The sequence below is a fragment of the Streptomyces sp. HSS9-12 genome, from assembly GCF_054963655.1.
This window is the reverse complement of the sequence record NZ_JBUEGC010000030.1, coordinates 55,131-69,060: the sequence shown is the minus strand read 5'-3', so window position 1 is coordinate 69,060 and position 13,930 is coordinate 55,131. Positions and strand designations below refer to the sequence as shown.

Below are 13,930 nucleotides of genomic sequence, written 5' to 3'. Positions count from 1 at the left end.
GTTATGCGAGCACCCCCTTGGTGGCGGTCTTGTGGTGGTCGGCCCAGACGGTGGACTTCGCCGGGTCGAAGGGGCAGCCCCGTCCGGTGATGTGCTGCTCGTACTCCTCGCGGAAGTACGTGAGCGAGGAGAAGATCGGGCTGGCGGCGCCGTCGCCCAGCGCGCAGAAGGACTTGCCGTTGATGTTGTCGGCGATGTCGGCGAGCTTGTCGAGGTCCGACATCTGCCCCTTGCCCGCCTCGATGTCGCGCAGCAGCTGGACCAGCCAGTACGTGCCCTCGCGGCAGGGGGTGCACTTGCCGCAGGACTCGTGGGCGTAGAACTCGGTCCAGCGGGTCACGGCGCGCACGACGCAGGTGGTCTCGTCGAAGCACTGCAGCGCCTTGGTGCCGAGCATCGAACCGGCCGCGCCCACTCCCTCGTAGTCCAGCGGGACGTCGAGGTGCTCGTCGGTGAGCAGCGGGGTGGAGGAGCCGCCTGGCGTCCAGAACTTCAGCCGGTGCCCGGGGCGCATCCCGCCGCTCATGTCGAGCAGCTGACGCAGGGTGATACCGAGCGGGGCCTCGTACTGCCCGGGGGCCGCGACATGGCCGGAGAGCGAGTAGAGCGTGAAGCCCGGGGACTTCTCGCTGCCCATCGACCGGAACCAGTCCTTGCCCTTGTGCAGGATCGCGGGAACCGAGGCGATGGACTCGACGTTGTTGACGACAGTGGGGCAGGCGTACAGGCCGGCGACGGCCGGGAAGGGGGGTCGCAGCCGGGGCTGGCCGCGGCGGCCTTCCAGGGAGTCCAGCAGGGCGGTCTCCTCCCCGCAGATGTACGCGCCGGCGCCCGCGTGCACGGTCAGTTCGAGGTCGAGCCCGCTGCCCAGGATGTCCTTGCCGAGGTAGCCCGCCTGGTACGCCTCGGCGACCGCGTGGTGCAGCCGGCGCAGCACAGGCACCACCTCACCGCGCAGATAGATGAAGGCGTGGTTCGAGCGGATCGCATGGCAGGCGATCACGATGCCCTCGATCAGGGAGTGCGGGTTGGCGAACAGGAGCGGGATGTCCTTGCAGGTGCCGGGCTCGGACTCGTCGGCGTTGACCACGAGGTAGTGCGGCTTGCCGTCGCCCTGCGGGATGAACTGCCACTTCATTCCGGTGGGGAAGCCCGCCCCGCCGCGGCCGCGCAGGCCGGAGTCCTTGACGTACGCGATCACGTCGTCGGGCGGCATCGCCAGGGCCTTGCGCAGCCCCTCGTAGCCGTCGTGGCGCAGATAGGTCTGCAGGGTCCACGACTCGGGCTCGTCCCAGAACGCGGAGAGCACGGGCGACAGCAGCTTCTCGGGGCTCATCTCTCCCCCACTGCCTCCGGCACGGGCGGTGCCGCCGTGTTCTTCCATGGACACTGTCATCACTCACCCTCCTCGGACACCGGTCCGGCCGGGTGCTCCGGGTCGGACGCCGATGTCTTCATCGGGGAATCATGGGAGCTTTGGTGCCCTGGGGGTGTCTCGTCCGCCGGGTAGGAGCCCGAGCGCGGCGAGACGATACGGCCGGGTTCGCCCTCACCCTTGGCCAGCCGCAGGCCGATGAGCGAGGCGGGGCCCGCACCGCCGGTGGCCTCGACCGCGCCGGGGCGGGTGTCGGGGAAGCCGGCGAGGATGCGGGCGGTCTCCTTGTACGAGCACAGCGGCGCGCCGCGGGTGGGCCGGACGGTCCGCCCCGCGCGCAGGTCGTCGACGAGCTGCCTGGCGGACTCGGGCGTCTGGTTGTCAAAGAACTCCCAGTTGACCATCACCACGGGGGCGAAGTCGCAGGCCGCGTTGCACTCGATGTGCTCGAGGGTGACCTTGCCGTCCTCGGTGGTCTCGCCGTTGCCGACGCCCAGGTGCTGCTGGAGCTCTTCGAAGATGGCGTCGCCGCCCATGACCGCGCACAGGGTGTTGGTGCAGACACCGACCTGGTACTCGCCGGAGGGCTTGCGCCGGTACATCGTGTAGAAGGTGGACACGGCGGTGACCTCGGCGGTGGTGAGGTCGAGCATCTCGGCGCAGAAGCGGATGCCGGTGCGCGAGACGTACCCCTCCTCGGCCTGCACCAGGTGCAGCAGCGGCAGCAGCGCGCTGCGGCTGTCGGGGTAGCGGGCGATGAGTTCGCGTGCGTCCGCTTCCAGCCGGGCCCGTACATGGGCCGGGTAGTCGGGGGCGGGCAGCTGCGGCATGCCCAGGCTGACGTCTGTCACCGGTCGACGCCTCCCATCACAGGGTCGATGGACGCCACCGCGACGATGACGTCGGCGACCATGCCGCCCTCGCACATCGCCGCCATGGTCTGCAGGTTGGTGAAGGACGGGTCGCGGAAGTGGACCCGGTACGGACGCGTGCCGCCGTCGCTGACCGCGTGGACGCCCAGCTCGCCCTTGGGGGACTCCACGGCCGCGTACACCTGGCCGGGCGGGACCCGGAAGCCCTCGGTGACCAGCTTGAAGTGGTGGATCAGGGCCTCCATGGAGGTGCCCATGATGTTCTTGATGTGGTCCAGGGAGTTGCCGAGCCCGTCGGGGCCGAGGGCCAGTTGGGCGGGCCAGGCGATCTTCTTGTCGGCCACCATCACCGGGCCGGGCTCCAGCCGGTCCAGACACTGCTCGACGATCCGCAGCGACTGGCGCATCTCCTCCAGACGGATCAGGAAGCGGCCGTAGGAGTCGCAGGTGTCGGCGGTCGGCACCTCGAAGTCGTAGGTCTCGTAGCCGCAGTAGGGCTGGGTCTTGCGCAGGTCGTGCGGCAGGCCGGTGGCGCGCAGGATCGGTCCGGTGGCGCCGAGCGCCATACAGCCGGCGAGGTCCAGATAACCGACGTCCTGCATGCGGCCCTTGAAGATCGGGTTGCCGGTGGCGAGCTTGTCGTACTCCGGCAGGTTCTTCCGCATCTTCTTGATGAACTCGCGGATCTGGTCCACGGCGCCGGGGGGCAGGTCCTGGGCGAGGCCGCCGGGCCGGATGTACGCGTGGTTCATCCGCAGGCCGGTGATCAGCTCGTAGATGTCCAGGATCATCTCGCGGTCCCGGAACCCGTAGATCATGATCGTGGTGGCGCCGAGCTCCATGCCGCCGGTGGCGATCGCCACCAGGTGGGAGGAGAGACGGTTCAGCTCCATCAGCAGCACGCGCAGCACGGTGGCCCGGTCCGGGATGTCGTCCTCGATACCGAGGAGCTTCTCCACGGCCAGGCAGTACGCCGTCTCGTTGAAGAACGGCGTGAGGTAGTCCATGCGCGTCACGAACGTCGTGCCCTGCGTCCAGTTCCGGTACTCGAGGTTCTTCTCGATGCCGGTGTGCAGATAGCCGATGCCGCAGCGGGCCTCGGTGACCGTCTCGCCGTCGATCTCCAGGATCAGCCGGAGCACGCCGTGCGTGGACGGGTGCTGCGGGCCCATGTTGACGACGATCCGCTCGTCGTCGGCCTTGCCGGCCGCCTGGACGACCTCGTCCCAGTCGCCGCCGGTGACGGTGTAGACGGTGCCTTCGGTCGTTTCCCTGGGGGTTGCGTGTGAGGTGGACATCAGGAGTACGACCTCCGCTGGTCCGGAGCCGGGATCTGGGCGCCCTTGTACTCGACGGGGATGCCGCCGAGGGGGTAGTCCTTGCGCTGCGGGAAGCCCTGCCAGTCGTCCGGCATCATGATCCGCGTCAGCGCGGGGTGGCCGTCGAAGATGAGGCCGAAGAAGTCGTACGTCTCGCGCTCGTGCCAGTCGTTGGTCGGGTAGACCGAGACGATCGAGGGGATGTGCGGGTCGCTGTCGGGCGCGCTCACCTCGAGGCGGATGAGCCGGTTGTGGGTGATCGAGCGCAGGTGGTACACGGCGTGCAGCTCGCGGCCCTTGTCGCCCTCGTAGTGCACCCCGCTCACCCCCGTGCAGAGCTCGAAGCGCAGGGCCGGGTCGTCGCGCAGGGTCTGCGCCACGCGCGGCAGATGCTCGCGCGCGATGTGGAAGGTCAGCTCATCGCGGTCCACGACCGTCTTCTCGATGGCGTTCTCGGGGAGGAGGCCCTGCTCCTCCAGCGCGCCTTCGAGCTCGTCCGCGACCTCGTCGAACCAGCCCCCGTACGGGCGGGTGGCCGCGCCGGGCAGCCGTACGGACCGTACGAGCCCTCCGTAGCCGGAGGTGTCGCCGCCGTTGTTCGCGCCGAACATGCCGCGGCGCACGTCGATCACTTCGCCGTGGTCGCCGCGCCGGCCCGGCAGGTTCTGGGCGTTCAGATCCTTGTCGGGGTTGACGCCGTTGTTGTCGCTCACCGGAGCAGCCCCTTCATCTCGATGGTGGGCAGTGCCTTGAGCGCCGTTTCCTCCGCCTCGCGCGCCGCCTGCTCGCGGTTCACGCCGAGCTTCTCCTCGCGGATCTTCTGGTGGAGCTTGAGGATCGCGTCCATCAGCATCTCGGGGCGGGGCGGGCAGCCGGGCAGATAGATGTCGACGGGGACGATGTGGTCGACGCCCTGCACGATCGCGTAGTTGTTGAACATGCCGCCGGTGGACGCACACACGCCCATGGAGATGACCCACTTCGGGTTCGGCATCTGGTCGTAGACCTGCCGCAGCACCGGGGCCATCTTCTGGCTGACGCGCCCGGCGACGATCATCAGATCCGCCTGCCGCGGGGAGCCGCGGAAGACCTCCATGCCGAAGCGCGCCAGGTCATAGCGTCCGGCGCCGGTGGTCATCATCTCGATGGCGCAGCAGGCCAGCCCGAAGGTGGCCGGGAAGACGGAGGACTTCCGCACCCACCCGGCGGCCTGCTCGACCGTCGTCAGCAGAAAGCCGCTCGGCAGCTTCTCTTCGATTCCCATGCTGTGCCCCCTAGTCCCATTCCAGTCCGCCGCGGCGCCAGACGTAGGCGTAGGCGACGAAGACGGTGAGCACGAAGAGCAGCATCTCGACGAGCCCGAAGATCCCGAGGGCGTCGAAGGTGACGGCCCAGGGATAGAGGAAGACGATCTCGATGTCGAAGACGATGAAGAGCATCGCCGTCAGGTAGTACTTGATCGGGAAGCGCCCGCCACCGGCGGGATGTGGAGTTGGCTCGATGCCGCACTCGTACGCCTCGAGTTTGGCCCGGTTGTAACGCTTGGGGCCGATGAGGGCGGCCATGACCACGGAGAAGATCGCGAAGCCTGCCCCGAGGGCGCCGAGCACGAGGATGGGCGCATAGGCGTTCACGCTCCTCGCTCCTTCCAGTCGACGGTGACTGCGGACCACACCGGTCTCGCTCGCGGCCTCACGAAGATCGTGCACATGTGAGGCAGTTCACAAGCCCGATTCGCCTGCATCCTATGCCTCTCGGTCTGTGATCTGCGACACGGGTGCGGGGAACGCATTTGTGATCTCCACCACCTGACGAACGATCATGAAGTCGGATGAGCGGTGATCTTCACACGTGAAGCCCCCGACTGATCACCAGGTGTGACATTCGACTGCGTAGCCGCTGGTCAGAGGGGTGTCGGCCTACCAAATCGACGTACCCGGATGCAAATTCGCAATGGCCGGCGGCGCCTGATAGTGCCGCTCGGCGCAGAAACCGCGGCCTGAGGGTCGTCGCGAGTACGTGCATCCGTTCACACACGGCTTCGTGCGGTTCAATCCGTGACCTATCCCACGTCCACATGACCGCGCGAACTGTTTTGCTTGGCCACACAGCGTGGGTGGTGATAGGCAGCGAGCAATTCGGGCGAATCAAAGAAAATCCGTGATCATGCCACTGACCGGAGCCCATCCATCCGCGCGGGACGCGGACATCCAAGATCGACAACTGCCGATTTCGGACGCGTACGCGACAACTGTGGCGCATCACACGTTTCTTGAAGGCAACCTCGACCCCCTGATAGCCGTGGTCTCATGTCCACCAACGCCCACATACGTCGCCGCCGGAAACCCCGGCCCAGCACCCGCAGCTGGGCGCTTCGCACCGGAGTTGCCGGCGGCGTCCTCAGCACGCTGAGCGTGACCGGAGCCGCCGCCCCGGCGAACGCCTCGGAACCCGTCACGCAGACCGTGGAGATGCCCGCGCTGGGAGCCTCACTGGCGCATGCCGCCGCCCAGTCCTCGGCGGCCACCCAGCAGGCCGCGCTCGACTATGCGCAGGCCTTGGAGCTCCGCGAGCGCCAGGACCGCGCCGCCGAGGCCGCGCAGAAGGCCGCGAAGAAGGCCAAGCTCGAAGCCGAGCGGCGGGCCGAGGCCGCACGCAAGGCGAAGGCCGCCCGCGAGGCCCGCGCGCGGGCCGCCCGCTCCAGCGAGCGCACCGCTCTGCCGAGCGCCTCCGCCTCGACGAGCCGCGTCTCGACGCTCCTCGGCTTCCTGCGGGCGCAGGTGGGGAAGGCGTACGTGATGGGTGCCAGCGGTCCCTCCGCGTACGACTGCTCGGGCCTGACCCAGGCCGCGTTCCGGACGGTCGGCGTCGACCTGCCGCGCGTCTCGTCGGCCCAGGCGACGTCCGGCACCCAGGTGTCGCTGAGCAACCTGCAGCCCGGGGACATCCTCTACTGGGGCAGCGCGAGCAACGCGTACCACGTTGGCGTGTACGTCGGCGGCGGCAAGTTCATCGGTGCCCAGAACTCGAGCACCGGCGTCGTGGAGCGCGACCTGAGCTACGACCCCCCGACGGGCGCGGTCCGCGTCCTGTAGGCGACGCAGCGCTCATCCGAAGGCCGCGGCCCGTACGGGCTGCGGCCTTTCGGAACTTGCCCCAGGTGCCCACACACGGCCGCCGGCAGCTGGTGCTCTCCCTCACCCCATGAGGTGCTCGCGCTCCTGAGTCCGCCCCTCGTACGGGTGGCTCCGCTCGGCGAAGCGGGACTCCTCGTAATCAGTCAGGGGGGCGGACTCACCGCTTCCAGGCGGCGTGGCCGCTAATCGCGGACTGCACCCTGCGGCCACAGTACGCGGACCGGCACCCCCCATGTTCTCGGCGTACGACACGACATCGGCCGTGCCCCCGTAGCCCCGAGCGGGCTTTCCGTCCCACACGGCGAGCAGTTCGTCCACCAAGCCCACCAGGACCTCGCTGCCCGCCATGTGCGCCGCCTCGTCCGATACCACCATGCCGGTGTGGTGGACCTTTGCCGCACGGCACAGGAGTTCGTCGTATACCGGGTGGTGCCAGGCAGGAAGGCCTTGACGGTACTGCTGGGCGGGGACGACCACCTCGAGCCGGCCTCCGTAGCTCAGCACCGCTTCAGCGAACCAAGCGTCCGGGCCGTCGGCTATGCACGAGACCGCGACCAGCTCCGTCACGGCATAAGCCTGCACTGCGGCTTCAAGGAGCCGCCGGACCTGCTGCTCGACTTCGTCGCCCAGCCCCCGGTGGCCAGTGATCCCCAGGCGCATCGAACGGTCCTCCTACAGGTAGACGCCGTGCAGGCGCTCATCGAATTCTCGTACCACCTTGGGCGGCTAGGTGGTCGTGAGGGAGCGGCGGACGGCTCGGGCGCGGTCCACGATCCGCCCGGAGCGGTACTGGAGCCCGGTGTCCACCGCGCGGGAAGCAAGGGCGAAGGCCGCTTCCAAGCGACCAGCGGCGAGGTGCGCCGCAGCGAGGTCGAGAACCAGGAGCGCGCGCTGCTTGGCATGGCCGCTGGCCAGTGCCTCGGTGTCGCCGGTCAGCACCCACTCAGGCAGACCAAGGCGAGCGCCACACGTTGCTCGGGCATCGCGGAGCGAGAGCAGGGGAGGCCACTGCGCCGCGCAGAATCCACGAACGCCCTCGCCTCCCGGTCGTGACCGGAAGCGCGAGGGCGGCTGACGCGCCGGGCCGGCGCTACGCCTTCGGCGCGACCTTCGACAGGCCGTTGATGATGCGGTCCATCGCGTCGCCGCCCGACGGGTCCGTCAGGTTGGCCAGCAGCTTGAGGGTGAACTTCATCAGCAGCGGGTGCGTGAGGCCGCGCTGCGTCGCCACCTTCATGACCTTCGGGTTGCCGATCAGCTTCACGAAGGCGCGCCCCAGTGTGTAGTAGCCGCCGTAGGTGTCCTTGAGGATCTTCGGGTAGTTCCGCAGGGCCAGCTCTCGCTGGGCCGGGGTCGCGCGGGCATGCGCCTGGACGATCACGTCCGCGGCGATCTGACCGGATTCCATCGCATAGGCGATGCCCTCCCCGTTGAACGGGTTGACCAGACCGCCCGCGTCGCCGACCAGCAACAGCCCCTTGGTGTAGTGCGGCTGCCGGTTGAAGGCCATCGGGAGCGCGGCCCCGCGGATCGGGCCAGTCATGTTCTCCGGCGTGTAGCCCCAGTCCTCCGGCATCGAGGCGCACCACGCCTTGAGGACCTCCCGCCAGTCCAGCTCCTTGAAGGAGTCGGAGGTGTTGAGGACCCCGAGGCCGACGTTCGACGTGCCGTCACCCATGCCGAAGATCCAGCCATAGCCGGGCAGCAGCCGCTCCTGGGGCCCGCGCCGGTCCCACAGCTCCAGCCACGACTCGAGGTAGTCGTCGTCGTGGCGCGGCGAGGTGAAGTACGTACGGACCGCCACGCCCATCGGGCGGTCCTCACGCCGGTGCAGGCCCATCGCGAGCGACAGCCGGGTGGAGTTGCCGTCGGCCGCGACGACCAGCGGGGCGTGGAAGGTGACCGGAGTCTTCTCCTCGCCGAGCTTGGCGTGCACGCCGGTGATCCGGCCGGTGCGGTCGTCGATGACCGGGGCGCCCACGTTGCAGCGCTCGTACAGCCGCGCGCCCGCCTTCTGCGCCTGCCGCGCCAGTTGCTCGTCGAAGTCGTCACGCTTGCGCACCAGTCCGTAGTCCGGGTACGACGCGAGCTCCGGCCAGTCGAGCTGGAGCCGGACACCGCCGCCGATGATCCGCAGGCCCTTGTTGCGCAGCCAGCCGGCCTCTTCGGAGATGTCGATGCCCATGGCGACCAACTGCTTGGTGGCGCGCGGGGTGAGCCCGTCCCCGCAGACCTTCTCGCGCGGGAACGCGGTCTTCTCCAGGAGGAGGACGTCGAGTCCGGCCTTCGCCAGGTGGTAGGCGGTCGTGGAGCCGGCTGGCCCGGCCCCGACGACGATCACATCGGCGCTGCGCTCGGTGAGGTCGGTGTCGGTCACGTCGGCACTCCTGGTGCTCTCGGCGGAGACGGTGCGCTCCGGCATTCCGCTCGGCGCCCCTGCCTCTGCGGCGCACGCGGGGCCGGACCTGCGCAGTCTAGAACGACCGCTTTGGGCAGGCGCATGGGGTACGAGCACTGCGAGCACTACGCGTGGCTGGAACGCTCCGGCCGCCGCCTGCTGATCTCTCGCCGTATCGCCTGGCCCGCCGCGATGCGCGCGACTGGGCCCGAGCCGGGTCGTGACAGGGCGCGGACCATGGCGTAGCCGGCCAGCGGGAGGGTGCTGAGCCGGCGCGGGCCCGGCCCGGCCGCCTCGCGGACGTGTGGTGAGGTTGAGCCGCCCTCAACCACACCGCACGGAGGCCGTCGCCCCCATCGGTCACCCGCAACGCACCGCTGTCGTCGCGGTGGGCGAGCCTGGCCAGTGCCGCGTCAGCCAGGGTTTGCCCCGCTCGCCGCCCTGGCACGGCCATCTGCGGCGTTGCCCGATCGATCGAGTAGGCCCACTACGAGGCCGATCCGGCGCCTTGCAGCTGACCGCACCAGGTCGGTCACCTCGCTACCGGGCAAACCCTGGCTGACGCGGCACTAGACCGCCGGCACTGTCGCCGGGTGCGGGTCTCCGATCCGGCGGAGGATGTCGGCGCGCTCAGTGTGGTCACCCGAGGCCAGCAGCGCGGACAGGACGGCGATCCGGGCCTGCCCCGCTCTCAGCGTGCCGGTCGGCACCGCCCCCGCCGCGATCAGGTCCACCGCACCGCCGCCGGTGTAGATGGGAGTGACCGGGCCGGCCGGGACACGCGTGGTCAGCGCGACGAGGACGCCACGGGAGACCGCGTCCTCCACTGCGGCGGTGAACTGCGGGGTGGCGTTGCCCGCGCCGGTGGCGACCAGCACCACCCCCTGGGCCCCGGCGCGTACAGCCGCCTCGAACAGCAGCGGGTCGGCGTCCACGTGGTGCATGACCATGTCGACGCGCGGCAGTACGGCATCGACCGGCGGCAGGGCGAGGGGCTCGCTGCGCTCGGGCCGGCGCAGCACCTCGACCCGGCCGAAGCCGACCTTGCCGACCGGGGCGCCGGACAGGTCGGCGAAGGCATCTGCCGCCACGGTCTGGGTCTTCACTGTGCCGCGGGCGGCGTGCACCCGGCCGGCGAAGACGGTGAGGGCGCCGAGATCCTGCACGCACGCGGCCGTCAGCAGCGCGTCGTAGAGGTTGCCGGAGGCGTCGCCGTCGACGGCTTCCAGAGGGCGCTGCGCCCCGGTGAACACCACCGGGCGGCGGTCGTGGTGGTGCAGGTCGAGCAGGAACGCCGACTCCTCCAGGGTGTCGGTGCCATGGGTGACGACGACGCCGTCCACGGCCGGGTCCTGAAGCACCTTGTGGACAGCGCGCAGCAGGGCGATCTGGTGTGCGGTGGTCAGCCGGGGGCTGTTGACGGTGAAGAGGTCGACGATCTCGGTCTCCACGCCGTCCGGAACGACGGCCGCGGCGAGGACATCGCGGCCGGCCGCCTCGGCGGCGTATCCGTTGCCCTGCCAGCGGCTGGCTATCGTCCCGCCTGTGGTCACCACAACGACCCGTCGCATGCCTCGCTCCCCTCGTGCCTTGTGTCCCCTGGTGATCGCGCCTGTGAGCTGCCCCCTGACCGCATAGGGCCGACGGGCAAGGATAGGGCTTGATGCGCGAAATTTGATGGCGAACTTTCGCCTGCACGAAAGATACTTCAGCAGATAATGGCAAGCATGGACGAGATCGATCGCCATATCTTGCGCGAGCTCCAGCAGGACGGCCGGCTGACCAACCAGGAGCTCGCCCAGCGGGTGGGCCTCACGCCGTCGCCGTGTCTGCGGCGCGTACGGCAGCTGGAGGAGGACGGCGTCATCCGCGGCTACCGGGCGGTGATTGACCCGGCTTCGGTCGAGCGCGGGTTCGAGGTGCTGGTGTCGGTGGAGGTGCGACGCGACCGCGAGACGGTCGAGGCGTTCGAGGAGGCCCTGCAGGACCTGCCGGACGTCGTGGAGGCGTACCGGCTCTTCGGCAGCCCCGGCTGCCTGCTGCGGATCGTGGTCGCGGACATCGAGACGTACGAGCGGCTGTGGATCGAGCGGCTGACGGCGCTGCCGGGGGTGACGGAGGTGAACTCGCAGATCGTGATGAAGCGGATCAAGGAGCCGCGGGGGCTCCCGATCGGCCGCTGATCTCGGAAGGTTCTGGCAGGAGCCTCAGGGACGTACGGCGCGGTGAAGCGCGACGATGCCGCCGGTCAGGTTGCGCCAGGCCACCCGCGACCAGCCTGCCTTCTGCATCAGCGCCGCCAGGGCGGGCTGGTCCGGCCAGGCGCGGATCGACTCGGCGAGGTAGACGTACGCGTCGGGGTTGCTGCTGACCGAGTTGGCGATCGGCGGCAGCGCCCGCATCAGGTACTCGGTGTAGACGGTGCGGAACGGCGCCCAGGTGGGATGGCTGAACTCGCAGATCACGACCCGGCCACCGGGCTTGGTGACCCGCAGCATCTCGGCGAGCGCCGCGTCCGTGTCGTGCACGTTCCGCAGCCCGAAGGAGATCGTGACGGCGTCGAACACCCCGTCCGCGAACGGCAGCTTCGTCGCGTCGCCGGCGGTGAAGGGCAGATGCCGGTGGCGCTTCTTGCCCTCGCGCAGCATGCCGAGCGAGAAGTCGCACGGTACGACGTACGCGCCCGCGGCCGCGAAGGGCTGCGAGGAGGTGGCCGTGCCCGCGGCGAGGTCGAGCACCCGCTCGGCGGGGCGGGCGGCGACGGCCTGGGTGACCGCCTTGCGCCAGAGCCGGGCCTGGCCCAGCGACAGCACGTCGTTCGTGAGGTCGTAGTTCGCCGCCACGCCGTCGAACATCGCGGCGACTTCGTGCGGCTGTTTGTCCAGGGAGGCTCGGGTCACGGGCCCATTCTGGCAGGGCGCCCGCGTGGGGCCGCACCGGGCGGTCCCTGCTCTAGCGGCGGCGGTGGAGCAGGCGGCCGGCGAGGATCGTGGCAACGCACGATCCCGCACCACGATCGGCCAGGGCGGCCAGGGGATCTCCCTCGGTGGGGACGTCGAACACGGCGAAGTCCGCGCGCGCCCCGGGTCCCAGCGACCCCGCGAAGCAGGCCTGCGGCGCGTCGGCCGCCAGCGGATCCAGCGACGCCCGCTCGGCAACGTCCTGCCCCGGAGGGACGACGAGCACTCCCGCCCGCGCCACGGCCGTCCGGACGGCGGGCCTCTCGTACGGACCGGCCACCGCCGTCACACCGTGCCGCAGCATCCTCTGCAGGCCACGCCGCGCGCTCTCGCCCCAGCGCGCCTCGGTCATGCCCATCGCCTCCAGCGCGCCCGGGTCCTGGATCGGCTCCGCGCCAAGGGTGTCCGCTTCACGTGGATCGGGGTGGTACGCGGCCTCCAGCAGGAACGCGGCGCCGCGGTGGACCAGGCCAGGGGTGAGCAGCCCCGGCCACCGCCGCACCCGCGCCTGCGGATACCGCGCGGCAACCTCCGCGTACGGACCAACGGCCGCGATCCGGTCGCCCTCGACCGCGACCGCGCCGTCCGGTACGGGCTGCTCGCCCACCCCCGGCAGCACGACGGCAGCCGTATGAACCGTGACCACGAAGACAGGTCAGCTCGCGTCGATGAGCTTGAGCTCCGGGTGCGCGGTTCCTCCCTCAATCGCGGTCGAGGACAGATGCGAGACGACGTGGTCGTCGACCGGGTCGTTCACCGGGTCGTCGTGAACCACCAGGTGCTCGTACGTCGTGCTGCGCTGCGCCGGGACCCGGCCCGCGGCGCGGATCAGCGCCAGCAGCTCCAGCCGGTTGGAGCGGTGCTTGGCGCCCGCCGAGGACACCACGTTCTCCTCGAGCATCACCGAGCCGAGGTCGTCCGCGCCGTAGTGCAGCGACAGCTGGCCGACATCCTTGCCCGTGGTGAGCCAGGAGCCCTGAATATGGGCGATGTTGTCGAAGAACAGCCGGGCGATGGCGATCATGCGCAGGTACTCGAAGAGCGTGGTCTGCGTCTGGCCCTTCAGGTGGTTGTTCTCCGGCTGGTAGGTGTACGGGATGAAGGCGCGGAAGCCGCCCGTACGGTCCTGCACATCGCGGATCATCCGCAGGTGCTCGATCCGCTCGGCGTTGGTCTCGCCGGTGCCCATGAGCATCGTGGAGGTGGACTCCACGCCCAGCCGGTGGGCCGTCTCCATGATCTCCAGCCAGCGCTCGCCGGACTCCTTGAGCGGCGCGATGGCCTTGCGCGGGCGGGCCGGGAGCAGCTCGGCGCCCGCGCCCGCGAAGGAGTCCAGACCGGCGGCGTGGATACGGCGGATCGCCTCCTCGACGGAGACGCCGGAGATCCGGGCCATGTGCTCGACCTCGGACGCGCCGAGGGAGTGGATCACCAGCTGCGGGAAGGACTTCTTGATCGCGGAGAAGTGCTCCTCGTAGTACTCGACACCGAAGTCGGGGTGGTGGCCGCCCTGGAACATGATCTGGGTACCGCCCAGTTCCACGGTCTCCGCGCAGCGGCGCAGGATGTCGTCGAGGTCGCGGGTCCAGCCCTTGTCGCTCTTCGGCGGCGCGTAGAAGGCGCAGAACTTGCACGCCGTCACGCAGACGTTCGTGTAGTTGATGTTCCGCTCGATGATGTATGTCGCGATGTGCTCGGTGCCCGCGTAGCGGCGGCGGCGCACGGCGTCGGCGGCCGCGCCGAGCGCGTGCAGCGGCGCCGACCGGTACAGGTCGAGCGCCTCCTCCGGGGTGATACGGCCGCCCGCGGCAGCGCGGTCGAGGACGGACTGAAGGTCGGCGCTCTCGCTCACCGGGCGTCCCTTCGGCA

General features: G+C 69.8%; 14 protein-coding genes and 1 pseudogene. 2 read left to right on the top strand and 13 right to left on the bottom strand.

Going from position 1 to position 13,930, the window contains the following annotated elements; all coding sequences use genetic code 11:
* Nucleotide 1 precedes the first annotated feature (1 nt).
* From nuoF to ACY34J_RS17685, 6 genes are read right to left on the bottom strand one after another with little or no spacing between them, the layout of a single operon-like run.
* Nucleotides 2-1,399: an NADH-quinone oxidoreductase subunit NuoF gene (nuoF, locus tag ACY34J_RS17710; protein WP_462727428.1), complete on the bottom strand. Its 1,398-nt coding sequence runs from the start codon at nt 1,397-1,399 to the stop codon at nt 2-4.
* Nucleotides 1,396-2,226, bottom strand: a complete 831-nt coding sequence (nuoE, locus tag ACY34J_RS17705) for an NADH-quinone oxidoreductase subunit NuoE (protein ID WP_462727429.1) — start codon at nt 2,224-2,226, stop codon at nt 1,396-1,398. Before nuoE ends, nuoF begins: the two co-directional genes overlap by 4 nt.
* Nucleotides 2,223-3,545, bottom strand: a complete 1,323-nt coding sequence (locus ACY34J_RS17700) for an NADH-quinone oxidoreductase subunit D (RefSeq protein ID WP_462727430.1) — start codon at nt 3,543-3,545, stop codon at nt 2,223-2,225. Before ACY34J_RS17700 ends, nuoE begins: the two co-directional genes overlap by 4 nt.
* Nucleotides 3,545-4,279 carry an NADH-quinone oxidoreductase subunit C gene (locus ACY34J_RS17695; protein WP_462727431.1) on the bottom strand — a complete coding sequence of 245 codons (735 nt, stop codon included), beginning with the start codon at nt 4,277-4,279 and terminating at the stop codon, nt 3,545-3,547. Before ACY34J_RS17695 ends, ACY34J_RS17700 begins: the two co-directional genes overlap by 1 nt.
* On the bottom strand, nt 4,276-4,830 hold the full coding sequence (locus ACY34J_RS17690) for a NuoB/complex I 20 kDa subunit family protein (protein WP_462727432.1): 555 nt from the start codon (nt 4,828-4,830) through the stop codon (nt 4,276-4,278). Before ACY34J_RS17690 ends, ACY34J_RS17695 begins: the two co-directional genes overlap by 4 nt.
* Before the next feature lie 10 nt (nt 4,831-4,840).
* Entirely contained in the window at nt 4,841-5,200 is a 360-nt protein-coding gene (locus tag ACY34J_RS17685) for an NADH-quinone oxidoreductase subunit A (RefSeq protein WP_462727433.1), read from the bottom strand.
* 675 nt (nt 5,201-5,875) lie between these two features.
* On the opposite strand from ACY34J_RS17685, the gene ACY34J_RS17680 reads away from it, so the two are divergent.
* Nucleotides 5,876-6,661, top strand: coding sequence for a C40 family peptidase (locus tag ACY34J_RS17680; protein ID WP_462727434.1), 786 nt, complete (start codon nt 5,876-5,878; stop codon nt 6,659-6,661).
* A gap of 224 nt (nt 6,662-6,885) precedes the next feature.
* Here ACY34J_RS17680 and ACY34J_RS17675 read toward each other — a convergent pair.
* From ACY34J_RS17675 to ACY34J_RS17660, 4 genes and pseudogenes are all read right to left on the bottom strand, one after another.
* Nucleotides 6,886-7,363: pseudogene (locus tag ACY34J_RS17675) on the bottom strand (hypothetical protein).
* A 66-nt stretch (nt 7,364-7,429) separates the two neighbouring features.
* Nucleotides 7,430-7,642, bottom strand: coding sequence for a hypothetical protein (locus tag ACY34J_RS17670; RefSeq protein WP_462727435.1), 213 nt, complete (start codon nt 7,640-7,642; stop codon nt 7,430-7,432).
* Between the two features lie 151 nt (nt 7,643-7,793).
* On the bottom strand, nt 7,794-9,125 hold the full coding sequence (locus tag ACY34J_RS17665) for a geranylgeranyl reductase family protein (protein ID WP_462727436.1): 1,332 nt from the start codon (nt 9,123-9,125) through the stop codon (nt 7,794-7,796).
* Nucleotides 9,126-9,670: 545 nt separating this feature from the next.
* Entirely contained in the window at nt 9,671-10,672 is a 1,002-nt protein-coding gene (locus tag ACY34J_RS17660; protein WP_462727437.1) for an asparaginase, read from the bottom strand.
* A 156-nt stretch (nt 10,673-10,828) separates the two neighbouring features.
* On the opposite strand from ACY34J_RS17660, the gene ACY34J_RS17655 reads away from it, so the two are divergent.
* Entirely contained in the window at nt 10,829-11,284 is a 456-nt protein-coding gene (locus ACY34J_RS17655; protein ID WP_462727438.1) for an Lrp/AsnC family transcriptional regulator, read from the top strand.
* A 24-nt stretch (nt 11,285-11,308) separates the two neighbouring features.
* Here the strand turns inward: ACY34J_RS17655 and ACY34J_RS17650 are convergent, their stop codons facing one another.
* The 3 genes from ACY34J_RS17650 to mqnC are packed head-to-tail and all read right to left on the bottom strand — an operon-like array spanning nt 11,309 to nt 13,913.
* Nucleotides 11,309-12,001, bottom strand: coding sequence for a demethylmenaquinone methyltransferase (locus tag ACY34J_RS17650; protein WP_462727439.1), 693 nt, complete (start codon nt 11,999-12,001; stop codon nt 11,309-11,311).
* Nucleotides 12,002-12,053: 52 nt separating this feature from the next.
* A complete protein-coding gene (locus tag ACY34J_RS17645; RefSeq protein WP_462727440.1) occupies nt 12,054-12,707 on the bottom strand; it encodes an amidohydrolase family protein in 654 nt (217 codons plus the stop codon).
* 9 nt (nt 12,708-12,716) lie between these two features.
* The gene (gene mqnC, locus ACY34J_RS17640; protein ID WP_462727441.1) at nt 12,717-13,913 is read right to left on the bottom strand and encodes a cyclic dehypoxanthinyl futalosine synthase; all 1,197 of its coding nucleotides are present in this window, start codon (nt 13,911-13,913) and stop codon (nt 12,717-12,719) included.
* Between the last annotated feature and the right edge of the window lie 17 nt (nt 13,914-13,930).

Excerpts from the sequence above, each read along its gene's own strand:
- ACY34J_RS17700 (WP_462727430.1), bottom strand. The coding sequence starts at position 3,545 with ATGTCCACCTCACACGCAACCCCCAGGGAAACGACCGAAGGCACCGTC.
- ACY34J_RS17690 (WP_462727432.1), bottom strand. The coding sequence starts at position 4,830 with ATGGGAATCGAAGAGAAGCTGCCGAGCGGCTTTCTGCTGACGACGGTC.
- ACY34J_RS17680 (WP_462727434.1), top strand. The coding sequence starts at position 5,876 with ATGTCCACCAACGCCCACATACGTCGCCGCCGGAAACCCCGGCCCAGC.
- ACY34J_RS17665 (WP_462727436.1), bottom strand. The coding sequence starts at position 9,125 with ATGCCGGAGCGCACCGTCTCCGCCGAGAGCACCAGGAGTGCCGACGTG.
- ACY34J_RS17660 (WP_462727437.1), bottom strand. The coding sequence starts at position 10,672 with ATGCGACGGGTCGTTGTGGTGACCACAGGCGGGACGATAGCCAGCCGC.
- ACY34J_RS17655 (WP_462727438.1), top strand. The coding sequence starts at position 10,829 with ATGGACGAGATCGATCGCCATATCTTGCGCGAGCTCCAGCAGGACGGC.